The organism is Sphingomonas sp. CCH10-B3, assembly GCF_001556185.1.
GTDB lineage: Bacteria > Pseudomonadota > Alphaproteobacteria > Sphingomonadales > Sphingomonadaceae > Sphingomonas > Sphingomonas aquatica.
Genome location: NZ_LSIJ01000043.1, coordinates 15,751 through 40,574 on the forward strand (window position 1 = coordinate 15,751; position 24,824 = coordinate 40,574).

The 24,824-nt window shown below is 64.3% G+C and carries 20 protein-coding genes and 1 pseudogene; 12 read left to right on the forward strand and 9 right to left on the reverse strand.

Annotation, left to right across the window (positions count from 1 at the left end; all coding sequences use genetic code 11):
• Position 1: 1 nt before the first annotated feature.
• The 3 genes from AX672_RS07910 to AX672_RS07920 form a co-directional block, all read right to left on the reverse strand.
• Complete coding sequence (locus AX672_RS07910) at positions 2-3,052, reverse strand: efflux RND transporter permease subunit (protein ID WP_066650618.1); 3,051 nt, start codon at positions 3,050-3,052, stop codon at positions 2-4.
• 31 nt (positions 3,053-3,083) lie between these two features.
• Positions 3,084-4,145, reverse strand: a complete 1,062-nt coding sequence (locus AX672_RS07915) for an efflux RND transporter periplasmic adaptor subunit (RefSeq protein WP_168727388.1) — start codon at positions 4,143-4,145, stop codon at positions 3,084-3,086.
• 67 nt (positions 4,146-4,212) lie between these two features.
• On the reverse strand, positions 4,213-4,785 hold the full coding sequence (locus AX672_RS07920) for a TetR/AcrR family transcriptional regulator (RefSeq protein WP_443026231.1): 573 nt from the start codon (positions 4,783-4,785) through the stop codon (positions 4,213-4,215).
• Between AX672_RS07920 and AX672_RS19025 the strand changes: the two genes are divergently transcribed.
• Positions 4,705-5,025, forward strand: coding sequence for a hypothetical protein (locus tag AX672_RS19025; RefSeq protein ID WP_231731211.1), 321 nt, complete (start codon positions 4,705-4,707; stop codon positions 5,023-5,025). The two genes, AX672_RS07920 and AX672_RS19025, sit on opposite strands and share 81 nt — an antisense overlap.
• 626 nt (positions 5,026-5,651) lie before the next feature.
• Here the strand turns inward: AX672_RS19025 and AX672_RS07925 are convergent.
• The 5 genes from AX672_RS07925 to AX672_RS07945 all read right to left on the reverse strand — a co-directional run bounded on the left by AX672_RS07925 (position 5,652) and on the right by AX672_RS07945 (position 10,170).
• Positions 5,652-6,884 carry a type II toxin-antitoxin system HipA family toxin gene (locus AX672_RS07925; protein WP_054362401.1) on the reverse strand — a complete coding sequence of 411 codons (1,233 nt, stop codon included), beginning with the start codon at positions 6,882-6,884 and terminating at the stop codon, positions 5,652-5,654.
• Positions 6,884-7,261, reverse strand: a complete 378-nt coding sequence (locus AX672_RS07930) for a helix-turn-helix domain-containing protein (RefSeq protein ID WP_054362402.1) — start codon at positions 7,259-7,261, stop codon at positions 6,884-6,886. Before AX672_RS07930 ends, AX672_RS07925 begins: the two co-directional genes overlap by 1 nt.
• Before the next feature lie 183 nt (positions 7,262-7,444).
• Positions 7,445-8,713 (reverse strand): three-Cys-motif partner protein TcmP, encoded by a 1,269-nt coding sequence (locus tag AX672_RS07935; protein ID WP_054362403.1) that lies wholly within the window; start codon positions 8,711-8,713, stop codon positions 7,445-7,447.
• Between the two features lie 26 nt (positions 8,714-8,739).
• A complete protein-coding gene (locus AX672_RS07940; RefSeq protein WP_054362404.1) occupies positions 8,740-9,522 on the reverse strand; it encodes a DUF5131 family protein in 783 nt (260 codons plus the stop codon).
• Positions 9,523-9,558: 36 nt separating this feature from the next.
• Complete coding sequence (locus AX672_RS07945) at positions 9,559-10,170, reverse strand: DUF6088 family protein (RefSeq protein WP_054362405.1); 612 nt, start codon at positions 10,168-10,170, stop codon at positions 9,559-9,561.
• 239 nt (positions 10,171-10,409) lie between these two features.
• Here AX672_RS07945 and AX672_RS07950 point away from each other — a divergent pair, with 239 nt between their 5' ends.
• The 9 genes from AX672_RS07950 to AX672_RS07990 all read left to right on the forward strand — a co-directional run bounded on the left by AX672_RS07950 (position 10,410) and on the right by AX672_RS07990 (position 21,054).
• Positions 10,410-11,360, forward strand: coding sequence for an ArdC family protein (locus tag AX672_RS07950; protein WP_066650625.1), 951 nt, complete (start codon positions 10,410-10,412; stop codon positions 11,358-11,360).
• Positions 11,361-11,519: 159 nt separating this feature from the next.
• Entirely contained in the window at positions 11,520-13,661 is a 2,142-nt protein-coding gene (locus AX672_RS07955; RefSeq protein WP_054362407.1) for a ParB/RepB/Spo0J family partition protein, read from the forward strand.
• Between the two features lie 96 nt (positions 13,662-13,757).
• Entirely contained in the window at positions 13,758-14,174 is a 417-nt protein-coding gene (locus AX672_RS07960) for a hypothetical protein (RefSeq protein ID WP_066650626.1), read from the forward strand.
• Positions 14,171-14,434 (forward strand): DUF6117 family protein, encoded by a 264-nt coding sequence (locus AX672_RS07965; RefSeq protein WP_054362409.1) that lies wholly within the window; start codon positions 14,171-14,173, stop codon positions 14,432-14,434. The genes AX672_RS07960 and AX672_RS07965 overlap by 4 nt, the downstream gene beginning before the upstream one ends.
• The gene (locus AX672_RS07970; RefSeq protein WP_054362410.1) at positions 14,431-14,727 is read left to right on the forward strand and encodes a hypothetical protein; all 297 of its coding nucleotides are present in this window, start codon (positions 14,431-14,433) and stop codon (positions 14,725-14,727) included. The genes AX672_RS07965 and AX672_RS07970 overlap by 4 nt, the downstream gene beginning before the upstream one ends.
• Before the next feature lie 151 nt (positions 14,728-14,878).
• On the forward strand, positions 14,879-17,440 hold the full coding sequence (locus tag AX672_RS07975; protein ID WP_231731213.1) for a strawberry notch family protein: 2,562 nt from the start codon (positions 14,879-14,881) through the stop codon (positions 17,438-17,440).
• A gap of 145 nt (positions 17,441-17,585) precedes the next feature.
• On the forward strand, positions 17,586-19,133 hold the full coding sequence (locus AX672_RS07980) for a tyrosine-type recombinase/integrase (protein ID WP_026149763.1): 1,548 nt from the start codon (positions 17,586-17,588) through the stop codon (positions 19,131-19,133).
• Complete coding sequence (locus AX672_RS07985; protein ID WP_019053427.1) at positions 19,127-20,041, forward strand: tyrosine-type recombinase/integrase; 915 nt, start codon at positions 19,127-19,129, stop codon at positions 20,039-20,041. The genes AX672_RS07980 and AX672_RS07985 overlap by 7 nt, the downstream gene beginning before the upstream one ends.
• Entirely contained in the window at positions 20,038-21,054 is a 1,017-nt protein-coding gene (locus tag AX672_RS07990) for a tyrosine-type recombinase/integrase (RefSeq protein WP_066650627.1), read from the forward strand. The genes AX672_RS07985 and AX672_RS07990 overlap by 4 nt, the downstream gene beginning before the upstream one ends.
• Here AX672_RS07990 and AX672_RS18225 read toward each other — a convergent pair.
• Positions 21,044-22,348 carry a hypothetical protein gene (locus tag AX672_RS18225; protein ID WP_082737013.1) on the reverse strand — a complete coding sequence of 435 codons (1,305 nt, stop codon included), beginning with the start codon at positions 22,346-22,348 and terminating at the stop codon, positions 21,044-21,046. The genes AX672_RS07990 and AX672_RS18225 overlap by 11 nt on opposite strands.
• A gap of 156 nt (positions 22,349-22,504) precedes the next feature.
• Between AX672_RS18225 and AX672_RS07995 the strand changes: the two are divergent.
• Both AX672_RS07995 and AX672_RS08000 read left to right on the forward strand, forming a co-directional pair.
• Positions 22,505-24,367, forward strand: a pseudogene (locus AX672_RS07995) (strawberry notch C-terminal domain-containing protein); the annotation flags it as partial.
• Positions 24,367-24,816, forward strand: coding sequence for a hypothetical protein (locus AX672_RS08000; RefSeq protein ID WP_443026230.1), 450 nt, complete (start codon positions 24,367-24,369; stop codon positions 24,814-24,816). The pseudogene AX672_RS07995 and the gene AX672_RS08000, both read left to right, overlap by 1 nt.
• The last annotated feature ends 8 nt before the right edge of the window (positions 24,817-24,824 follow it).

The following is a 24,824-nucleotide window of genomic DNA, read 5'->3' on the forward strand; positions in this document are numbered from 1 at the left end:
GTCAGGCTGCGGCCGCCGCCTGCCGCTCGCGGAACAGCAGCGCGTAGAGGGCCGGGATGAGGACAAGGGTGATGAGGGTGCCAAGCGCGAGGCCGCCAATCATGGCAGCGCCCATCGGCCGCCACAGATCGCCGCCGAACAGATAGAGCGGCACCAACCCCATGATGCAGGCCAGCTTGGTCATCACGATCGGGCGCAGGCGCACGGCGGCGGCCGTCGCCACGGCCTCGTTCAGCGCCAGGCCGGCATTGCGCTCCTCCTGGATGCGTTCCAGCAGCAGCACGGCGTTGTTGACGATGATCCCGGCCAGCGCGAGCAGCCCCAGCGTGGCGGTGAAGCTCATCGCCTCGCCGCTCAGCTTCAGGCCCAGCGACGCGCCGATCAGCACGAACGGGATCGAGGCCATGATGATCGCGGTCTTGCGGACCGAACCGAACTGCCACAGGAACAGCGCGGCCATGCCCATCAGTGCGATCGGGAAATAGCGCTCGATGCCTTCATTGGAGGTGCGGCTTTCCTCGATCTCGCCGCCCAGTTCGAGCGCGTGGCCGGGCGCCAGCACCAGCCGGTCCACCGCCGGCGTGACCTGATCGACAATCTCCTGCGAGGCAAGCGTGGGGTGACGCGCCGACACCGTGATCACCGGGCTGTGATCGCGGCGCATCAGCACGCTCGGTTGGCTTGCCAGGCGCACCGTGGCGATCTGGCCCAGCGGCACGCTGCCTTCGGTACCGAACACCGGCAGCGCCGCCAGCCGTTCCGGCGCCGTGCGCTCGTCTTCCGGCGCGCGCAGCACCACCGGCACCAGCACATCGCCCTGGCGCAGCACGGTCACGGGCATCCCCGCCGTTGCCGCTTCCAGCGAACGGGCCACCGCGCTGGCCGACACGCCGGCCGCCATCGCCCGGGCGTGATCGATATCGACCACCAGGCGGGTAATGCGGCCTTCGGCATCATCGCGGATGTCGGCAATGCCGGGGATGGCCGCCAGCGCCTGCTTCAGTGCGACCGCACCGCGCTCCAGCTCGGCGCGATCAGGGCCGGCCAGACGAAACACGGCGGTTCCGGCTTCAGAGACACCCAGCGAAAAGCGCTTGGGCTCGATCAGCGCCTCGGGAAAGCGCGCACCCAGCGTCTGGCGCAGCTTGGCCAGCACGGTCTCGCTGTCTGCATCCTTGGCCAGGTTCACCACCGCATAGATGCGGTGCGGCGCCGGCGCCGGCGGATTGAGGCCCAGGATGAAGCGCGGGCCGCCGTCGTTCACATAGATTGCGTTGCTGGTGAGCTCGGGAAAGCGCTTCCTGTCGGCGAGCACGGCGGATAGGTCGGCCGCCAGCCGATAGCTCGCCCGCGTCGAGGCACCCGCCGGCAGTTCCACGGGGATCTGCAACTGCGGCCGTGCCGAAGCGGCCAACAGCTGCGGCGGAATGGTTGCAAAGATCGCGAAGGACGAGAGCAGAAGCCCAACCATCGCCGCCACGATGGTGCGCGGACGGCCCACAATGAGGCCGACCCGGCCTTCATACCAGCGCCGCACCCGGGCCAGCCAACCCTTGTCATCATGGGAGGCGTCATGGGCGCCGGCGTACTGGCGCGACATCAGCGGCGTGACGGTCAGCGCCAGGAACAATGACAGCAGTAGGGTGATCGCCATGACGATGGCCAGGCTGCGCATATATTCCGCCGTGTCGCTGGTGCCGGCCGCCAGCGGTGCAAAGGCAAAGATGATCGCCAGGCTGGAGGTGAGCAGCGGCGCGGCCATGGTGCGGCCGGCAGCCTCTGCCGCCACATCGGCCGCCTCGCCTTCGGCAAGCCGGCGCTGATAATCCTCGACCACCACGATGCCGTTGTCGACGAACAGGCCCAGCGAGATGATGATCGCCGCGATCGAGACCATGTGCAGCTCGATGCCGATGAGGCGCATGATGATCAGCGTGCCCATCACCGTTAGCGGCACGATCACGCCGGTCACAAGCCCGGCGCGCCAGCCCAGGAACATCACGACGACCAGCATCACCACGGCAACGGTTTCCAGGAAGGTCTGGCCGACCTTGAACAGGTCCTTTGCCACCACCTGCGACTGGTCGGTAATTGTGGTCAGTTTCATGCCGGCCGGCAGCCCCTGCTCAACCTCGGACACGCGCGCGTCGAGCCGCTCGGCGAACGACAGGACATTCAGCCCGGTGCGCATCGACACGCCCAGCACCACGGCCGGTTGGCCATTCACGACCACTGCCGTCTGCGGCGGATCGGCAGGTTGCTGGCTGATGCTACCGAGCGTGCCGAGCGGCAGGCTGCGACCACTGGGCAGCGGGATCTGTACTCCGGCCAGCGCTGCCACGCCGGGCAGGTCGCCGCTTGGTTCCAGCGCCAACAGCCGCCGGCCGGTATCGATCTCGCCGGCCGCCGCCACGATGTTGCGTTCGGCCAGATGGCTTGCCACCTTGTCGAACGACAGGCCGGCCGCCGCCAGCTTCGCCGGAGCGAGATCGACGAACACCCGCTCCTCGCGCACCCCGTGCAGCGAAATGCGCTCGACGCCGTCCACGGTCTGCAAGCGGTCACGGGCGATGCGCGCCCAATCCTGCAACTGGCCGGCGGTATAACCCTTGCCGGTCAGCGCCAGGCTGCGCACGGCCACACGGGCGAATTCGTCGTTGATGATGATCGGGCTGATGCCCTCGGGCAATTGCCCGCGCACCTCGTCCATCTTGACGCGCACGCGCTGCCAGATGGCCGGCAGCCGGCTGGCAGCCGTGCCATCGTGCAGCGTGACCGATATGAACACCGATCCAGGCCGCACGACCGTCTCGATCGTCTTGACCTCGGCCACTTCACGCAGCCGCTCCTCGATCGGCTTGGCGACGAGCTGCTCGGTGCGCTCGCTGGTGGCACCGGGCAGATAGGCCTCCACGGTGGCGGCGCGGACCTGGACAAAGGGCTCTTCGGTGGCGGGAAAATCCAGCAGCGCCGTCAGGCCCGAAAGAAACAGGGCGATGGCAGCCACAATGGTGAACCGGCTCCGGCGGAGCGCGGCGGCGGTGATCGACATGGGGGAAGATCCTTACTGGGCAGCGTTGGCTTCAGCGCACGGCGACATGGGGGCGGACACGCAGACCGGCCTGGAGAAACTCGCCACCGGCCGCGACGACCAGATCGCCGGCCGCAATCCGGCCTTGCACAAGGGCGCTGGCGCCAGCGAGACCGACCAGCCGTACCGGCACATCGCGCAACCGATTGTCGGTGCCGACAATGCGCACCTTCTGGCTGCCATCGCGGCCTTCGAGGACAGCGGACTGCGGAACATGGGCTGAAGCGGTCTGCACGGCAGCGGGCAGCATCAGTTCCACAATCGCCCTGGGCGCCGGTGCCCCAGCGACGACCACAAAACTGGCATCCCGGCCGCCCGTGCCATTGTCGCGCGCACTGATCCCGGTGAGCCGCGCCTCGCCGGTGGTGCCATCATGACGGAAGGTGACACGCACGCCGGGGTGCAACCGGGCCGCAACGGCCGTCGGCAGCGCCGCGCTGATCAGGCGATCACCCTGGCCTTCGATCTCGAACGCCGGGGCGCCCGGCGCCAGGATCGCCGACAGCATGGCAGGGCGCGCCGCCACCACACCGCTTGATGGCGCCCGCAGCAAGGCCAGCGTCCTGTCTCGCTGCGCCTGTCTCGCCTGCACATCGGCCATTCGTTGCCCGGCACGCGCCGTCGCCGCCTCTGCACGCGCGGCATCGAGCTCGGCCGCCGATGCCGTGCCGTCGGCCACCAGTTGCGCCACACGCTCGGCATTGCGCGCGCGTTCAGCCGCCGTCGCCGCCGCACGGGCCGCTTCGGCCCTCGCCGCGTTCACCCGAAGGTCGAGCGGTACGCTGTCGAGACGCGCCAGCACCTGGCCAGCGGCGACGCGATCGCCGACATCGGCGAGCAGCGCGACGACACGCCCGCCCTGTTCGGCCGAGACGATATGCGTTTGGGCCGAGCGCGCCGTGCCGACCACCGTCTCGGCGGCAGCAGCGGGAGGTTCTACTCGACTGACCAGCACGGTGCGCACTGGCGCCGGTGGCGGCGTGTCGGCGGCATCCGAGCAGCCCTGAAGCGCCAGCGCGCCGGCCATTAGATGAATTAGGGAGGCCTTACTCACTTTATGCTCCTGTCAATGCTTCGGGCAGAGTGCAACTGCCCGCCGCTGGGGGGGGTCTATTGTTTGGTCAGGGGGCTGGCGTGGATGGTTCGGCAACCGGTGCCAGCGCCTGGACGATGAACTGGTCTGCTGCCACAATCAGGTCTTCGGTTTCGCTCAGCCCGAAGGCAAAGCGGCCGGTCATCCCATCGAACAGCGACACGATGATGCGTGCGGCGACCTCTGGGACAAAATCGGCCCGCAGCTCGCCCTTGTCCTGATAGCGCGCGATCACCGCACCAATCTCCCGCACAACATGGTCGTCGGCCGCCTTGACTACGGCGGCAATGGCCGCATTGCGCGCCGCTTCGGCCAGGATTTCCAACCGCAGGCGGCTGTCATGGGCAACGTCACGATTGGCCGTCACCATCCGGGTGGTGATTTCCAAACCCTCCCGGAAGCTGGGCGCCTCCTCAACAATCCTGACAAGTTCGAGATCGCCCGCCAGCTCCTCCTCGATCAGCGCCCTGACCAGATCATCCTTGGTTGGGAAATACTGGTAGAGATTGGCCACGCTCACGTGCGCCTCGGCGCTGATCTCGGCCGTGCTGGCGGCATGGAAGCCCTTGCGCAGGAAGCAGAGCCGGGCACCAGCAAGGATCTGGTCACGCCGAAGGGCGCGCGCTTCCTCGTTGACCGGCCGGCCAATGTGCGACTGAGTTGGTGTCTTAGCCATGATGGCATCTTAAATAAGCGTACGCTCACTTATGTCAATCGGATATCGACACAGCCGCTCAAAAGCAATTCATGCTATTGTTTTTGTTATATTTTGCCTCGAAGCAACGTGGCGGCAATTGCGCCGGCCCCCGATTTGGCGGCGCGAATCAGCAGCGACAGCTGAGCAATAGCACCCAGTTGGGCGGCCTCCATCCGGCACCCAGGCATATCTATCTCGGCCAAGGGCGCACCCGTGACTGCATCCGAACGGGGCAAAGATATCGGTGGCTCAAGCAATGAGGACTGAGCCGGATATCGTTCGGTACCTATTGCAACTGGAGGGTCGTTGATTCCACGCTGGAATGCGCTTTCCTATCCGCAACTATGCCCCGTCACTCCCACTCAATTATCGGCTGAATGGCCTATCTAATTGAAGAACAAAGCAAAAAAATTTTTTCAAGAATGATTATACCGTCACCCTTACCGTCGAAAAGCTACCGCTTATGAAAACATTGGCTTTTTTCGGCTCATTGGCATGGGAAAGACTTCGCCATCTATCGCCGGTGACGAAGCCGATGCCATTTGAGCAGTACGAATGGCGAACATGCTCGCAACAACTTTATCGTATCGATTCATGAGCCGGTTTGCCATCCTCGTAGAAGGATTCCTTCTTAAGCGCTCTTGGCCCCCAAGCACGTCAAACCGCCGCTTCGATCTACCATTTCAACCCGCCGTTAAGCCGGCCCAACAGCAGCATCGTTTCAAATCTCCATATCTGACCGATATTGATCGATTGTCGTTCATATTTGACTACATGCCTAGCGCGAGCTCGGTCTCCGCGTTCATGAACGCCGGTTCGTAATCCCGCGCCAATGCACCTGACACGCCCACCTGACGCAGAGTCTCACGCCAGCCTTCCGATATGTGCCGTGCGGTATCGCGGATGATCTGCCCCGCTTCCTCGGGCGGGATCTCGAAAAACTCGCAGGCTTCAAGCGCGAGCGCGATGGACCGATCATGCGCGCCGCCCTCCAGGATAGCAGTTTCCAGGTGCGGATTTCGATCCGGTGCGGGGTTCACATCGAACACGGGCGACAACCGCCATTGGCCTCCTCCAACATAAAGGAAGCCATGGTTTTTCAGATGATCGTCCTTGTTGGACACGAGGATCGTGAAAATCAGGCGCACGAAAAGCTCGCGAAAATCGGCTTTGGGATCGGCGCCATAGGCACGGATAAAATCGACGATCTCCGTATAAGAGCCCAACTCCGTCCCGGTCTTCCCAAGTGCCGTGCGCGCCGAGATATAGGGAATCCGGGAACTGCCTCGCCGGTCGAACCGCTGGATCAGCGCGACCGGAAAGGGAGTGTCGGCGAGTTCCAGCCTGGCTGTAGGCGTGCGAATGCCGCAAGCCTGGGCTAGCCGGAGCGTCGCGACCTCGACCCTTTCGATCGGCTGCTGATCGTGGACCGAGGTGAATTTGGCCAACCATAGCGTATCGCCGTCCTGGACATTGGCCTTGGGCCGGGCGCCGCCCGAGCCGCCCGCGCCCGCCAATGCCTGCATCTCTTCAGCAGATATCTCCTTACCCTGCTCATAGGCGCGGGCTATGGCCGTTATCGCTTCCAGCTCGACGAGGCGGGGCACGGCGTCACCTGCTTTACCACGGATGATCTCTCCATCGTCCCCCTGGAATCGCAGTGCGCCCTGACGACAAGCGTCGTCGGACAGCGTCAGATACTCAAACTCGGTCAGACCATTGCCATAGGCACGTTCGAGAAGGCGCCGTCCCCAACTGTCCGGCGCGGCATCCGCAAAGACGCCTGCGAGCGCATCACGCGTGTTCCCTGGCTGGCCCGATGCATGAAAAGGGCCGCCTTCCAGGGGAAGATCCGGCTGCACGGCGAAGGCGCGGGGATTTTCGATCCAGGCAGCGTCATAGGCAAAGGTCGAGAACTGCCGCGGCCCCGCTGCTGTGAAACGCAGCTGACCGACGGGCACACGTCGGTCGCCAAGAACAACCTGGGCAGCAAACTCCGCCATCAGAACGACGCTCCGTCAGGATCGACCACGTCATCGAGCGCGCGCGTCGGATCCGACTTGGCCTTTTGCCTTCTGATCCTCGTCGTGAAAGACTTGCCTCGCTGCGGCAGGCGCTCGTTAGAAAGCGCAAGCCCCAGATCATCCTTGCGGACATCGATCAGATCGGCCAGCCGCTCGAGAAGCCCAAGGACCACCAGCACATCCGCAAGCGTCCCGATAGCAACGCCAGGGTCGCCTTTTTCGAGCCGCGCGATCGAACTGGCCGATGTTCCGGCGCGCATGGCCAGGTCCGCAACCGCAATACTGCGCCGTAGCCGCGCATTTCGAATGTCCTGGCCAAGCCTTTCGAGGGCTGGTCCGACCTTTGGCGAGCCCATGACAATGCCCCAAATCTGGTGAATTATGGTACCATATTTGTCATATTTGATGAGTTATGTCAAGGCTGTGGTGGCCATGTGAACGCGGAATAACCGGAAACATCCCTTACCCTTCTCCCGGTAGAAGGCAAAATCTGACTAGCGCCTGGCCAACCTCGGCTGGCCTCAGGATGATGGCGAGAACTATTCCTTCCGCCCCTGCGGGCTCTTTCCGGCATCCAGAAACATCGGGAAGAAGCTGCGCTGGGTCTTCACCTTGATGATGTCATTGACGCCGATCGTGTTCGCTTTGCGTCTCTCGCCACCGGCTGGCGTGATCACCTCAAGATCGGGGTTCTCGATGATCGCGGCATGGACGTCATCGGCATGCGCCGGCGTGACGTTGTAGATGCTCTCATAGAACTCCATCACCGACATGGCATCACCAGCTTCAGTCACGAGACGGGGCACGTCATCGAGAAGCTGGGTCTTGGCCGAGGCACGGCCATTGTCGTCGAAGAGATAGAGCATCCCCTCATCATGGCGCGGGTCATAGGACAACATGTTGAGGCCCGATCGGCCGAAGTGGGCCTGAAGGCTGGCATTGTCGTGGAGGATATTGTTGTAAACTTGCCGTGCCCGATAAGCGTTGGCGAAGTGGATCAGCCAATAGCGCCAGCCGCCAGGGTTGTTGATCGAGAACGGACTCACATAGGGCGCGCAAAGCCGGAAAGCGTCGAAGACGATCTTCTCTGCGGTTCCGAGCCAATCCTTCTGGCTCATCAACCCGTCCAGTGCCTGGACATCGCCGCTGGCGAGACCGAGATGATCGAGTTGCGCACGCAGGCGCTCCGGCTGGTCTTTCTGGAGGAACGCCAGCAACGAACTGATAACGAAGGTGTAGAAGATCTCGGCCGCAGGATACGAGTGCATGATGTCAAGAATCGTATTCCGCTCGACATGGCTGTGGCCGCACTGGTCCAGGTTGAAGATCACGCTGCGATAGCGCCCTTGCTCCAGGAAACGCTTGATTTTGGGATAGGCGGTTTCGAAAAACTCGTTGAGATACTCGACGCGCAGATGGAGCTTCGGGCAGGTCGCGACGATGTCGGCCTGGAGCGGCGCCACATGCGTTTTTAGAAGTTCGATCGCATCACGGCTGGCATCGTTGAAGACCAGCAGGCACTCGACCTCGATCGCGTTCAAGCCCTGTGCCGCGCGATGCGTGTTCACTGCCTCGGTGGCTCGCTTCAACTCTTCGATGAAAATCAACGGGGAGCCCGATGTCCCGCACTGGTAGCGGCCGCCCCCGGCGAAGCCATCGACGATGGCCAGCCGAAAACGTTCCTGCTGCGGCAGCTTGCAGCGAACGGTCAGGTAATCGAAGCAATATTCACGGAGAATCTTGTGCTTGCGCCGCGAATGCTCCTCAAGCTTTGCGCCGTCAGCCCACTCGTATCGCTTCTCAACCATAGCATCCCCCCAAGCCTATCTGACGATCACGCAAACGCTTGCGCCGCCGTGGGCATTTCATCCCAGGTCTGACCGCGATATTCGCGGCCGTTCGCCTTTTTCGATCGCTTCTTGTTGTCTTTGCCCCAGGTCCCCCACTGCTTGAAGAAAAAGGCCGTACCAGCCGACAGGCACTGGACATAAATCTCGTCGATCCATTCCTCCCGGATGGGACGGGCTGACTTCCCGCTTTCCCCGCCCACGATAGCCCAATGGATGCCGCGCAGATCGACGGTCCCCACAGACCCGATCAAGGGCTCAAACGATATGAAACGGATCGCGGCCGGCGCAGCACGGACGGCATCGATCCTGCCCACCACGTCCCCGTCTTCGATACTCGTGCCGAGCCAGACGTTCGGCAGCACCTCTCCGATCTTGGTGGCGACCAGTTCCGCCATGCGCTCGGGCCGCTTCGTCAGAATCTGATAATTATGGCGTGGCGTCTCACGCATTACCTTCCAGACATCGAGAATGAAGGCGTCCGTGACCTGCTCGTGGAACAGGTCGCTCATCGAATTGACGAAAATCTTGCGCGACTTGCGCCAAGCATAGGGAATCGCAAGCGCATCCCGATCCTCACGCACAACACCGTTCCAGACCGTTCTCTGCCCGCTCTTGCGGGTCAGGCCGGCATATTTCTGGATGTGCATGGCCTCAAGGCGCTTAGCCATCTCCATGGCATAGCAATGGGTGCAGCCGGCAGAGATGATCGAGCAGCCGGCAACAGGATTCCATGTGGCGTCCGTCCATTCTATTTGAGTTTCAGCCATTGCACCCTCCCGTGCGAATTTCGATCTTTCTAGGCATCATTTCGTCATTTCTCTCGGTTCATACGCGACCCTGCCAACGCTTTGCGCGAGCCATGTCGGAAGCTGCGGCGCGGCGGCGACCAGTTCGCCGAACGCACCAGGCGGCATACTCCGCTTCAATGTCTTGAGCGCGGCCTCTGCCTTTTCCGGGCCGAGCCAGGCCAGCGCCCGCACGGCCTCCCCTGCCGGCCGGTTGGCCAAGGCCAGTTGCCAGCGCGGCGCGTGCCGCAATTCCACGACCTGCTTGCCAAGGTGCATCTTTCGACTGCGCCCGGAGGTCAGATAGACCGAGCGGACGGGCACCTGCGTCGTCAAGCCAAGGGCGTTCGCCGCGGCGGCGCCGTTCGAGACGATGACCTCCCCCTTTTGAATGGCAAGGGCCTCTACAGCCTGCTCGACCGAAGGCGTGCGTGTGCCGAACCGGCCGGTGATGGGGCGCAGATAGACGCCACGACCGGCGCGGATGAGTTGCCCGCGCTCCGTCAGGCGCGACAACGCCTGATCCACGGCCGCCCGGTTTCCAAGGTGCAGCAGGCTCTTGGCGGACACAGGAGCGCCTTCGGGCAAGCCCGCCGCATGCGACAAAATCTGTTCGGTCAGCCGGGTCATGGTCTTTTCGTGTTAGAAAAATACGCAATTTTCTGACAGTTTTCAAGCAACCCTTCTGAAGGGACAGGACCGGATAAGGGGCGGAAGGCCTTCCCCTGCGGCCGAGCCAGGGTCTCGGCCCACCCCTTCTGCGGGGAGAGCCCCGCAACGCCCCCATTAGAGTGAGAGTGCAGACCGGATTTTCCGTGACGGGTTGAGGACTGGAGAAGGGTCTCCGGCGCCCGTCGCGGAGAACCGCGATGTTCAGGAAAGACGCCAGCGCACACCTCGCCTCGGATCGGGCGAGCCTTTACGACGACATCACCTGCAAGATCATAGCCGAGCTTGAGGCAGGCCGCTTCCCCTGGGTCCAGCCCTGGGGATCGGCCTCGGTCAAGGCGCCCCTCGCTATGCCGAGGAACGCCGCGACCGGGCGGCATTATTCGGGGATCAATGTGCTGATCCTATGGGGTGCCGTGATCCAGCACGGCTTTCCCGGCCAGAGCTGGCTCACCTTCCGCCAGGCCCTGTCACTCGGCGGCAATGTCCGCCGGGGCGAACGCGGCACCACCGTCGTCTATGCCGACCGTTTCACGCCGGAGGACGAGAAGCGCCGCGCCCGCGAGGCCGGCGAGGAAGCGGCCGCGATCCCGTTCCTCAAGCGCTTCACGGTGTTCAACGCGGCGCAATGTGACGGCCTACCGGAGGATGTCGCCATTGTGTCTCCACCGCCTCCGCCCGGCCTCATCGAGCCGCAGGTCGAGGCCCTGATCCGGGCCACCGGCATCGACTTCCGCATCGGCGGGGACCGCGCTTTCTATGTCCCTGCGCTCGACTATGTGCAGGTGCCGCCGCCCCAGGCATATTTCGAGCCGATCAACTGGCACAGGACGGCCTTGCACGAGCTGGGACATGCCACAGGCCACCCCTCGCGCCTGAACCGCGATTTCTCGGGTTCGTTCGGCTCGAAGAAATACGCCTTCGAGGAGCTGGTCGCCGAGATCAACGCGGCCTTCTGCTGCGCCTCGCTCGGCATCACCCCTACCGTCCGCCATGCCGACTATATCGGCTCCTGGCTCGAGGTGCTGCGCGAGGACAATCGCGCCATCGTGCGCGCAGCTTCCCAGGCCAGCAAGGCGGCCGACTGGCTGCTCGGGTTCCTGCCGGGCGCCGACGTCGATGCGGCCGACCACGAACGGCGGGCGGCGTAACGAGCCTGAAAACCGGAAAGGCGGAGAAGCGGGCTTCCGGCTTTGCGCCTTGCCGCCCGCCTGGCGCTGCACTCCGAGAGTGAGAGGGCGGCGCTTCGCTTCGTGACGGGTTGGAGGTCGAGAGAGAGGCTCCCGGCCGCCCGTCGCGGAGTAACGAACATGGCGACTGCCATTCAGAAAATCATCCTATCGTCGGCGCGCGACATCCCCTTCAACAAGCTGGTGCTGAGCCAGTCCAATGTCCGGCGCGTCAAGGCCGGCGTCTCGGTCGAGGAGCTGGCCGAGTCCATCGCCCGGCGCGGCCTCATCCAGAGCCTCCATGTCCGTCCGGTCCTCGACGCCGATGGCGCCGAGACCGGCATGTTCGAGGTACCCGCCGGCGGCCGTCGCTATCGGGCGCTCGAACTGCTCGCGAAGCAGAAGCGCCTGGCCAAGACCGCGCCGGTGCCCTGCGTCGTCGGCGACGCCAACAGCGACATCCTGGTCGACGAGGTGTCGCTGGTCGAGAACATGGAGCGCGCACCGCTGCATCCACTCGACCAGTTCCGCGCCTTCTTGGGGCTGCGCGACAAGGGCATGACCGAGGAAGCCATCGCCGCCGCCTTCTTCGTCGGTGTCAATGTCGTGAAGCAGCGCCTTCGCCTCGCCTCCGTCTCGCCGACTTTGCTCGATATCTATGCCGAGGATGGCATGACGCTCGAACAGCTCATGGCCTTCACCGTCAGCTCCGACCATGCCCGTCAGGAACAGGTCTGGGAGGCAGTCAAGGATAGCTGGCAGAAGGAGCCCTATCAGATCCGTCGGATGCTGACCGAGACCTCGGTACGCGCCTCCGACAAAAGGGCCGTCTTCATCGGCGTCGAGGCTTACGAGGCGGCCAGCGGCGTCGTGCTGCGCGACCTGTTCCAGTCGGACGATGGTGGCTGGCTGCAAGATCCGGCCCTGCTCGACCGCCTGGTGGCCGAGAAGCTGAAGACCACCGCCGACGAGATCGCAAGCGAAGGCTGGAAATGGGTCGAGGCCGCCTTGAGCTTTCCCTACGGCCACCAGCACGGACTTCGGGCGCTTGTTGGCGTAACGGTCGACCTGACCGAGGAGGAGAGCGCCACCCGCGAAGCGCTGCGCGACGAATACGACCGACTCGAAGCCGAATACGCCGAAGCCGACGAGTTGCCGGACGAGATCGACGCACGTCTCGGCGAGATTGAACAGGCGCTCGACGCCATCGAGCAGCGCCCGACGATCTACGATCCGGCCGACATCGCCTTGGCCGGCGTTTTCATCAGCCTCGATGCCGACGGCTCGCTGTCGGTGGATCGCGGCTATGTCCGTCCCGAGGATGAACGTCCCGTCGAGACCGATGGCAGCGATGCGCACGAGGTTGACGGTGAAGCGGGCCAGCAGGCCACGCCTGCCGTTCAACGCGCAGTCATCACCATCGGCGGCCAGCCCGCGGATCCGGAGGACGATGAGGAGGACGGCATCAAGCCGTTACCCGAGCGCCTCGTTATCGAGCTGACCGCGCATCGCACCTTGGCGCTGCGCAACGCGGTTGCGGAACATCCCGACGTCGCCTTGACCATGCTGCTGCACAAGCTGGTCAGCGACACCTTCCGGCGCACCGCACCTGCCGGCTGCCTTGAGGCCCGCGTCAATCATATCTTCTTCTCGGCACAGTCCGAGGAGTTGAAGGACAGCCCGCCCGCACGCGAGGTCGCCGAGCGACAGGAGCGCTGGGGCAATCACGTTCCCGACGACGACCAGGCTCTGTGGGACTGGCTCTCCCTGCTCGACCCCGGCACGCGCCTCGATCTGCTCGCCCATTGCGTCAGCTACGGTGTGAACGCCCTGTTCGAGCGGCCCAATCCCTACAGCGGATCGGGCGTCAGCCAGCATGGGCTGGACGTGCGCCTCTCGCAGGCTGACCGGCTGGCACGAGCCACCGGCCTCGACATGGTGGCGGCGGGCTGGAGGCCGACGGTCGGCAACTATCTCGGCCGCGTCACCAAGCCCCGCATCCTCGAAGCCGTGCGCGAAGGTGCGGGCGAGCGGGCTGCCCAGCTCATCGACCATCTGAAGAAGGGCGACATGGCCAAGGAGGCCGAGCGCCTGCTGGCCGACACCGGCTGGCTGCCGGAGCCGCTGCGCCTGGTCGACCTCGACGATGGGCAGACCATCGAACCTGGCACGGAGGCAGACGCCGGAGACGATGCCGCCTTGCCGGACTTCCTCAGCGGGGATGGCGACGACGAAACCGATGAGATCGAGGACGAAGACACCCTGACGATCGCGGCCGAATAGCTGCTTCAACGCGGGATGGCTCCGGCCGTCCCGCACATTCTCAGATCAACCGCAGCCCGGCCATCGCGCCGGGCTTGCTCGTTTCAGGAGCCTAACATGGCCGACTATTTCACCCATTTCTCGTGCCTGCTCGACGTCGGCACGCCCGAGAACGCCGCCCGCGCGCTCGATCTCTACAACCGCCTGTCCGAGGACGGCGCATCGGAGGAACCGCCCTCCGAAGGTTTCCTCCTCTCGATCCAGCCGGAGCATGGCGGCAGCCAGCTCTGGATGCGTGACGACGTGACCGGCGATCCCGAGCGTCTCATCCACTTCGTGAAGCACTGCGCCGCCGAGTTCGGCCTCAAAGGCAGATGGGGCTTCCAATACGCCAACACCTGCTCGAAGCCCCGGCTCGATGGATTCGGCGGGGGCGCGCATGTCCTCGACCTCACCACCGGCGAGACCGTGGACTGGATCTACACCGATGGCTGGCTCGATCAGACCATCTCCGGCGAGGGAGGCCCGCTATGAGCATCCCCTCCTACGCCCGGACCAATTTCCAGACCCTGCTGCGCGCGGCGGGCGACGGCAATCTCGCCCTCATGGAATGCCTCGACGCGGTGACGGGCAGCCCGCGCTACGTCATCTGCGTCGTGGGGCGGGACGATGGCGATTACGTCTTCACGCCCTTCGGCCATCTCGCCGACGGCAATCCCTATGACGCCTATCTACCGCCCGATCCCGGCGATCCCGAAGGCTTCGTGCGCCCCGAGCCGGGAGAGGCGCCATGACCGACATCGACGCCATCTTCGCGGCGGATCGCCAGCATCCGCCGCACGAACGGTCTCTGCCCTGGCCGGAAACCAGGGACGGCATCACCGTGGTCATCGAGCCCAAGCCGCACTGGGCCAACGACATGCGAGCCTTCCGATCCGAGGCTCGCGAATATTGCGCCTATGCCGATTGGGCCGAGAACGGCGCGCGCGCCAGGTTCTTCGGCCATGTCGACACCTGCGGCAATGACCTGATCCGCAAGGCCCGCGCGCTCGTCGCCTGCGAGATTGCGGACGGACACTGGAACTGATCCCCGGAAAAGCGCCCCACCTAACGGTCGGGCGCTTTTTCCATGCCGGCGTCCCGAGAGTGAGAGGGCGGCCGGAACGGGTTTGAGCCGGTGCGGTCGAGAGAGAGCGCCGCGCGGCTCGTCCGTTTCCGCTCTCCTTAAGGCTCACATCATGACCCTGATTTCCGCATCCGTGGCGGCGTCCGCCGCCGCGCCGCTTCCGCTCGGCTCCAATCCCGAACCCGCCGGCGCCATCTTCACGGCCGCCGGTCTGCTGCTGCCCCATCTCGAACGCGGCGAGCGCGTCGACGCCGCCGCCCTGCGTGTGGCGATGGAGACCGCCTTCGGCGCATCGGACGCCACCGGCGCCTGGGACTGGAAGACGGCCTATGACGCCTGCGAGGCGGCGACCGTCCTGTTCCTCCGCAAATACGGACGTGCGCTTTTCCGCAAAGCCGGGTCTCCGGCTGCGCGGCTGTCCGCGCTGTCGAAAATCGCCAACCTTCTGCCGACGCATACACGTCGGTCGACGGAGAGCCAGACCTTCCAGCAATTCTCGACGCCGATCCCGCTCGGCCTCGTCGCCGCCCACGCCGCGGCAATCACTCCGGCCGACCGGGTGCTGGAGCCTTCGGCCGGCACCGGCCTGTTCGCCATCTTCGCCGAGATCGCTGGCGGCGCGCTCGTCCTCAACGAGCTGGCCGACACCCGCGCCGGCCTGCTGTCGCTTCTCTTCCCGGCCATTCCCGTCACCCGCTTCGACGCGGCCCAGATCGATGATCATCTCGATCCCGCCGTCACGCCCAGCGTCGTGCTGATGAACCCGCCGTTCTCCGCAATGGCCAATGTCGAAGGCCGCATAGCCGACACCACATATCGCCATGTCGCCTCAGCGCTGGCGCGTCTGGCTCCCGGCGGAAGACTGGTGACGATCACCGGCGCCAACTTCGCGCCCGACAATCTGGCCTGGCGGGACGCCTTCATTCGCCTGCAGGAGCGCGGGCGCATCGTCTTCTCCGCCGCCATCGACGGCGCGGTCTATGCCAAACACGGCACGACGTTTCCGACGCGGCTGACCGTCATCGACAAGCGGCCCGCCGACGATCCGGCCGTGTTCCCGGCCGCACCCGGCGTTGCCTCGAACGCCGCCACGCTGCTGGGCTGGCTCGACGATCATCTGCCGACACGGCTCGCCGTCGCCCCCTCCCTCACGGTCCCGACCGTCGCGGCTTCCGTCCCTCGCAGCGTGCGCGGCTATATCAACCGCACCGCCAAGGCCGTCCCCGCTGCCGTGCCGATGGCCGAGCCGGAGGGCCTGCCACTCTCATACGAGACCCAGGACGGCCTAGCGGGCGAAGGCGGCCGCTTGTCGGACGGCATCTATGAAGAATACGGATTGCAGGCGATCCGTATTGCCGGTTCTCAGGCGCACCCCACCAGGCTGGTGCAATCGGCGGCGATGGCTTCGGTCGCCCCGCCCAGACCGAGCTATCGTCCGCACCTCCCGGTCAATATCCACGAGCTGCTCTCCGACGCGCAGCTCGAGACCGTCATTTATGCCGGCGAGGCTCACTCCGATCATCTTGCCGGATCGTGGACGGTGGACGCCACCTTCGATGTCGTCACCGCCGCGCGCGAGGATGCGACGAACGCCGCGCGCTTCCGGCGCGGCTTCATGATCGGTGACGGCACCGGCGTCGGCAAAGGGCGTCAGTCCGCCGCGATCATACTCGACAACTGGCTCCAGGGCCGCCGCAAGGCGGTCTGGATCTCGAAGTCCGACAAGTTGATCGAGGACGCGCAGCGCGACTGGTCGGCGCTCGGCATGGAGCGCCTGCTGGTCACGCCGCTGTCGCGCTTCCCGCAGGGGCGGCCGATCACGCTGCCAGAAGGCGTCCTGTTTACGACCTATGCCACGCTACGCTCCGACGACCGTGGCGAGAAGGTTTCGCGCGTCCGGCAGATCGTCGAATGGTTGGGCTCCGACTTCGACGGAGTCCTCATTTTCGACGAGGCGCACGCAATGCAGAACGCCGGTGGCGGCAAGGGAGAACGCGGCGACGTCGCCGCCTCGCAGCAGGGCCGCGCGGGTCTGCGGCTCCAGCACGCGCTGCCGAACGCCCGCGTCGTCTATGTCTCGGCGACCGGCGCCACGACGGTCCACAACCTCGCCTACGCCCAGCGGCTCGGCCTGTGGGGCGGCGAGGATTTTCCGTTCAGCACTCGCGCCGAGTTCGTCGAGGCGATCGAGGCCGGCGGCGTCGCGGCGATGGAGGTGCTGGCCCGCGACCTGCGCGCGCTCGGCCTCTACACCGCCCGCTCGCTCTCCTTCGACGGCGTGGAATACGAACTGGTCGAGCACGCGCTGACCCTCGAGCAGACCCGCATCTACGATGCCTATGCCGGGGCCTTCGCCATCATCCATAACCACCTCGACGCGGCGATGGAGGCGGCCAATATCACCGGCGCGTCCGGCACGCTTAACCGGCAGGCCAAGTCCGCCGCCCGCTCGGCCTTCGAGAGCGCCAAGCAGCGTTTCTTCGGCCATCTGCTCACCAGCATGAAGACGCCGACCCTGATCCGGTCGATCACCAGCGACCTGGAAGCCGACCACGCCGCCGTCATTCAGATCGTCTCCACGGGCGAGGCGTTGATGGAGCGCCGGCTGGCCGAGCTGCCGACCGAGGAATGGAACGACGTTCGCGTCGACATCACGCCGAGGGAATATGTCTAATGTTGAGCTCAACATTAAACATATTCTTTGCAGTCGCAGTTTATGTCGAGCGTGGTGGCGGGAGGCGCAGGTTTCCTTCGGTTTTCCATGATTTCACTCCAGATAATTACGGTTCCCTCGACCTCAACAAGTCGAAGGAACCAACATGCGATCAAGATCATCATTGCCGTTTCGAGCGGCCCCGCTCCGGGTCGAAGACCCGCCCAGTCACGGCACCCTTCTCACCACATTCCTCTCCTCTCAGTCGCTCGACGAGAAGTCAGGCTGTGCGGTTCTGTATGGCGCGGCGGTCCGCCATTTCCTGCATTGGCTGGGCCTGCATAGGATCGCCATCCGCACGATTGACGATCGGGCTGTCCGGCGGTTCGAAAAGCATGGGTGCCGGTGCCACCGGTATTCGGCGCAGCAAGCGCACTACAAGGCTGACCAAGCAGCAAGGGTCAGGCGCTTCGTCCGGTTCCTGGAAGATCAAGGCTACGTCGAAGTCGACGACGGGATCGACGATCTGCCACGGCACCTCGCCGACTATTCCGATGCGATCGATCGCCTGCAACTTGCCGAGGGACCGGCACAGGCCTATCGGTCCGAGGCCGAGCATTTCGTGGCCTGGCTTCGCATGGCGCGGCGCCAATGGATCGATATCGATGACACGATCATCGACCACTATGCAGCGCATGATTGCCGATGCCCGGTCTGGCGCAAGCGGGGCAAGTTGGTCGCAACGGGCACCAAGCGGCGGCGGCGATGCGCACGGCACTTCGTCGAGTTCCTGCGAGGCCGGGGCGCCATCCCATTGGTTGAACCGGTGGCGGACGATGACCCGCACATGTCGGCTTACTTGGCATGGCTCAAGCAACACCGCGGCGCCACGGACGAGACGATCCGGCGCTACCGGACCGATATCAGACGGCTCATGCCAATGCTGGGCGAGCCTTCGCAATGGGATGCCGCCGGACTCAGGAGCGCATTCCAACGACGAAGCAAGGAGACGCCGGGGTCGGCATCGCTGCTCGTCACGATAATGAGGAGCTACATCCGGTTTCTGGTCGTGCGTGGCGAGTGCCGGCCGGCATTGTTGCATGCAGTTCCATCAGTACAGCGCTACCGCCTTTCGACGCTGCCGCGCCACGTCGACCCGGCAACGATCGAGAGGATCATTGCGGCCTGTCCGACAGATCGTCCGGTGGAAGTCCGGGACAAGGCCATCATTCTCCTGCTCGCCAGGCTCGGCCTGCGGGCTGCCGATATTCAGAACATGCGTCTCGACGACATCGACTGGCGATCCGGCCACCTGACGGTCAAGGGCAAGACGCGTCGACCGGACCGCCTGCCATTGCCGCAGGATGTTGGCGACGCGATCCTGGCATATCTTGCGGCAGCCCGCCCGAAGGCCGCCGAAGAGCATCTGTTCCTGCGTGCACAAGCACCGTTTCGGCCATTCCGCTCGTCCGCTGAGATAGCGGGCATCGTCGCTCGTACGCGCGACCGCGGTGGGATCGAAGGAGTGCCGACCGGGTCGCACATATTCCGGCATTCGCTTGCCACCAACCTGCTGCGCGCGGGCGCAGGCCTGGAGTCCGTCGGGACCATCCTGCGTCACAGCTCGCCCGAGACCACTGCCATCTACGCCAAGGTCGATCTGCCGATGCTCATGAAGATCGCGCAGCCCTGGCCGGGAGAACAGTCATGCTGAACATCCACATTTCCAGATACGTGGCGCTGCATCGCAGCCTCGGGCTGAAGTTCTCTGAACAGGAACGCATGCTGCGCCTGTACGCCGCCTACGCCGGGGGTTTCGGCGATCGGCACACTCAGGTCCAGCGCATCTACGACTGGTGCCATACGTCGAGCTCACAATATGTGGCCCGCCGGAGGTTCGACACCGCACGTAACTTCAGCCTTTTCGCTCACGCCGAAGATTCAGGCCACGAAGTTCCGCCTGCCGGCGTCTTCGGTCGGGGCAAGCGGCCACGCCCGACGCCGACCATCATTGAGCCGGACCAGGTGCGGGCGATCATGACTGCTGCATTGGACGTTCCACCCCAAGGCACGATCAGCCCACACACGTACCATTACCTGTTCGGGCTGCTGGCGGCGACAGGTCTCCGGATTTCCGAGGCCCTCGCATTACAATGCAAAGATCTGGTCGAGGATGGCCTGATCGTCCGCAACGGCAAGTTTGGCAAGCAGCGGCTGATTGCCTTGCAGCCATCGACGCGCCAAGCACTCGAAGCCTATCTCGCCCTCCGCGAGAAGCACGCGGCCAGGGGCAACGACCTGTTCGTCACTATCCGGGGACGGGCACCGCACAAGGTGCGCGCCCACGTCGTGTTCGTCAGATTGGCCCGGCAGCTCGGATATCGTGGACCAACCGGTACGGCGGGCATGCGACTCCACGATCTGCGGCACACCTTCGCTGTCCGTTCCCTTGAGTCCTGCCCACCTGACAGGGAGGCCATCGCTCACCACATGGCCGGTCTCAGTGTCTATCTGGGGCACGCGTCGGTCGCCAACACGTACTGGTATCTCGAGGCCACTCCGGTGCTGCTGCGCGACATTGCGGCTGCGAGCGAGCAGCTTTACCGGGGAGAGGCGGCATGACGGCGCTCGCTCCGCATCTCTCGGCATACCTGCGTGAGCATCTGCCACGCGAACGTGCTGTCAGCCCGCACACAGTGAAGACTTATGCCAACTGCTTCGTCCTCCTCGTTCAGTTCGCTGCCGATCGGCTGAAGCGTCGGCCGACCGATCTTGAGATCGAGGATCTCGGCCCCGACATGATCATGGCTTTCCTGGACCATGTCGAGACCGGGCGCGGCAGCTGTGTGCGGACCCGCAATGGCAGGCTCGCCGCGATCCGGTCCTTCTTCCGGTACATCGAGTATCGGATTCCGGCCTGCCTGGATCTGGCCCTCCGCGTCAGATCGATCCCGACCAAGAAGACCGACAAGGCGCTGATCGACTACCTCGACCGGGCCGAGATCAAGGCTTTGCTCGATGCCCCGGATCCCCGGACACGCCTTGGCACCCGCGATCGCGCGATGCTGCATCTGGCCTATGCCGGCGGGCTGAGAGTGTCGGAACTCGTAACGCTGCAGCTGCGCGATTTCCCGGACCGCTCCCTGTCCACCGTGCACATCATGGGCAAGGGTCGGCGTGAACGGGTCCTGCCGCTCTGGAAAGAGACCCAGTTCGTATTGCGCGCGTGGCTTGCGATACGGCCCGACGCGCAAGCTGCCGAGATATTCCTCAATGCCAACGGGCAGCCCATGACCCGCGACGGATTTGCGTTCCGTTTGGCCGAGCACGTCAAGACCGCGGCAACGAAGCAGCCGTCGATCCTTGGCAAGCGGGTTACGCCGCACGGGCTGCGGCATTCCTGTGCGATGCACACGCTCGCGGCGACCGGGGACATTCGCAAGGTTGCATTGTGGCTCGGCCACGCCAGCATCCAGAGCACCGAGACCTATTTGCGCGCCGATCCCGAGGAGAAGCTGCAAATCCTCGCGGCTCACGGCGCACCCGCCATCAGGCCCGGGCGCTTCAAGCCGCAAAGCGACGATCTACTATCAATGCTTCAGGAAATACGTGCAGGAGGTCATGTCAAAATTTGACACAGGTCCGCATCGCAGTTCGAAGCGCCAGTGGCGCTCCCGCCAACAAAGCTTCGCCTTCGAGGCGGCCGTTGATGCGTAGCATAACCGAACCGTTTTGACGGAGAAGCATCGGAATGAGTTGGGAACCAGTGAGGTTGGCCTGCCAAAACGTGCTCTGAGCGTTCGCGCGGCCGGTCGGAATGTCAATTAATCGACCAGCAAAATTCCATGTAACCGTAACGCGCGGCACCGTCGCGGGCTTGTTAAGGAGCATGGCCATCATGGGGCGGTTGCCTTCACAAAACAGGCTAAACGACTTGATGTTTGGCGAAGCAGCTACATCGACATAGGCCATTGGGGCGCGACCTTGGACCGGCACGACCTCCCAAGCAGTCCCAGGCAGCGGCACTGCGTCCTCAGGTGGGCTGTCCATAAGCAGGCGAGCAATGTCCTGGGGCACGGGCAAGCGGCCTCCTTGAGGCGCATAGACCGTCAACTTTCCCTTTTCCCAAAGGCCAATTTGAACAGCACGGCGATTTGCATCAAGCAAAACATAGGCTTGCTCTACACCGCCTTGATGCGGCGCATTTCCCGTAACCCAATAGAGAGATCCTTGTCGTTGGAGACCGGATATCGCCGAAAGATTGCTGGCCAGCAGGTCTATTTTGCGGCCCAAACGCGAACGTATCGCGTCAGCTATCGGACCACTTGTCAAAAGATCTATTCCGTTGGGATCGGAATCACTTTGGAATTTTCCTATGGAACTCGCAAGATTGGTCCAGGCTAGCGGCGTCGGTTTTCCCAAGACTGGCCTTGCTTGCAGAGGTGCTTTTGAAGCAGCAGATGCCGGCCCAGACCCCTTGCACAAGAGCAGTGGGGATTGCGACACGAGCGCTGACTTGAACGGATCCAGGCGCTGTCCAGGCGCGACGTCTGCTTCAAGGCGGACTACGCCTCGCTTTTCGTCGTCATTGACCGTCAAGATCACGCGTCCGAAATCGTTGGCATTGACAGGAAAAGGAAAAAAGACCGCGCTAACGCCTTCATAGGTCGGGCCAAGAAACGAAGCCGCGTACTCAAACCGGGTGCTTTTTACAGTCTGACCAGACGCTTTGAAAGTAAAGCCGGTTTCGTTGATCTCAAGGCTCGCCCCTCGAGAGCAATCGCCACGCGGCGCATACGAGCCATAGCTTCCTTCGAGATCCATGCCTTTTAATGACGTCAATGTCACTGCGCCTGCGACGCCGGGCAAGCCCAGAAAAATCCCTGCGAGAAAAACGATAATGGGGCGCTTGGGCAGTTTGTTCGGCATGGCAGATCTCCATGGCGGACAGCCTTGCATCGGGACCTCGATTGAAAGCGACGAACGACTGCCTCGGGGATTTTCTACAACCTGCACCATTCCAGCGGTGCCGACAATCCTAACGGCCCCAGCATTCAACCTTGTCAGGCAATTATCTGGAGTGAAATCATGGAAAACCGAAGGAAACCTGCGCCTCCCGCCGCCACGCTCGACATAAACTGCGACTGCAAAGAATACGTCCTCGACTACCTCGCCCATTCCTTCCCGGTGCAGCTCTACGAGCCGTTCACCGACAGCGAGGGCAATCTGTCGTCGCGGCCGGTCACGCACGATGGCCAGCCCGTCGAAAGCCGCGAGGCCGTCGCGCGCCGCGACGAGCTGATCGCGCAGCTTGCCTCCTTGCCGCCTGTGCCCGGCGCGCTCGATCAGATCGTCCAGCATTTCGGGACGGAGCTGGTGGCCGAGGTGACGGGCCGTTCGCGGCGAATCGTCCGCAAGAGCACGCCTTCGGGCGGCGACCGTCTCGTCGTCGAGAACCGGGCCGCCGCCGCTAATCTCGCCGAAACCCAGGCGTTCATGGATGACAGCAAGCGCATCCTGATCTTCTCGGACGCCGGCGGCACCGGCCGTAGCTATCACGCCGAGCTTTCGGCGCGGAACACGCGGCTGCGCGTCCACTATCTGCTCGAACCCGGCTGGAAAGCGGACGCCGCCATCCAGGGCCTCGGCCGCACGCACCGGACCAACCAGGCGCAGCCGCCGCTGTTCCGGCCCATCGCCACGGACGTCAAGGCGGAGAAACGCTTCCTCTCCACCATCGCCCGCCGCCTGGACACGCTGGGCGCTATCACCCGCGGCCAGCGCCAAACCGGCGGCCAGGGCCTGTTCCGCCCCGAGGACAATCTGGAAAGCCCCTACGCCCGCGATGCGCTGCGCCAGCTCTATCTCCTGCTGGTGCGCGGCAAGGTCGAAGGCTGCTCGCTCGACCGCTTCGAGTCCGCCACCGGCCTGAAGCTGATGGACGCGAACGGCATCAAGGACGAGCTGCCCCCGATCACCACCTTCCTCAACCGGCTGCTGGCGCTGACCATCGAGCTTCAGGGCGTGCTGTTTACCGCCTTCGAGCAGCTTCTCACCGCCAAGATCGAGGGCGCCATCGCCGCCGGCATCTACGATGTCGGACTGGAGACGCTGACAGCGGAAGGCTTCACCGTCACCGGCCGCCAGACGATCTACACCCATCCGGGCACGGGCGCGGAGACCCGGCTGCTCACCATCGCGCAGCGCACGCGCAACCGCCCGGTCACGCAGGACGACGCGCTCGCCTATCTCGGCGAACCCGGCGCCAGGCTGCTGATCAACGAACGCTCGGGCCGCTCTGCCGTCCAGATCCCCGCCACCTCGATCATGCTCGACGATGGTGAGATCGAACGCCGCGTCCGGCTGATCCGGCCGATGGAATCGCACACCGTTCCGGTAAAGATGATGGGTGAGACCCATTGGACCGACGCGGATGGCGACGCCTTCGCCACGGCCTGGGCTGCCGAGGTCGCGGACGTGCCGGAGTTCTCCGACAGCACGATCCATGTCGTCGCCGGTCTGTTGCTGCCGATCTGGAAGCGGCTGCCCAACGAGTCCACCCGTGTCTATCGGCTCCAGACCGACGAGGGCGAGCGGATCGTCGGCCGCAAGGTCTCGCCGGCCTGGGCGGCCAACGCCGCCACGACCGGCGCAGCTACGCTCACGCCCGCCGACGCTTTCGTGGCGCTAATGGATGGCCGCACCATCCTCGACCTCGCCGAGGGGCTTCAACTTCGCCGCGTCCGCATCATGGGCGCCGAGCGCATCGAGCTGTCGGGCTTCACCGACACGATGCGCGAGCGGCTCAACGCCTACGGCCTGTTCCACGAGATCATATCCTGGAAGCTCAGGATGTTCGTGCCGACAGATGCCGCCGGCCCCGTGGTGCTGGAGCGAGTGCTGGACCGCTATCCGGTCCAGCGCATCGGCGAACGCGAGGCGGCGTGATGACCCGTCTCGACGCTTCCGATCTGGCGAACCGTCTCGGCCGGGAGGCCGAGGCGGTATGCCGCCAATATCTCGGCGCCGGCCATCGCCAGGGCAATTACTGGCAGGTCGGCGATGCCCGCAACGCGCCCGGCCGCTCGATGTTCGTTCGACTCAAGGCGACGGCGAAGAGACCGGCAGGCAAATGGACCGACGCCGCCACCGGCGAGCATGGCGATCTGCTCGACGTGATCCGGGAAAGCTGCGGTCTCATCGACTTCGCCGATGTCGTCGCGGAAGCCCGCACCTTCCTCAGCCTGCCGCGTCCCGAACCCGCGCCGGCAACGAAGAAGCGACCACGCACGCCAGCCCCGTTAGGCTCGACCGAAGCGGCGAGACGATTGTTCGCCATGTCACAGCCGATCGAGACTGTTGAAAAACGCGTGCTTGCGACGGCGATGGAGGCGTGATTCACTCT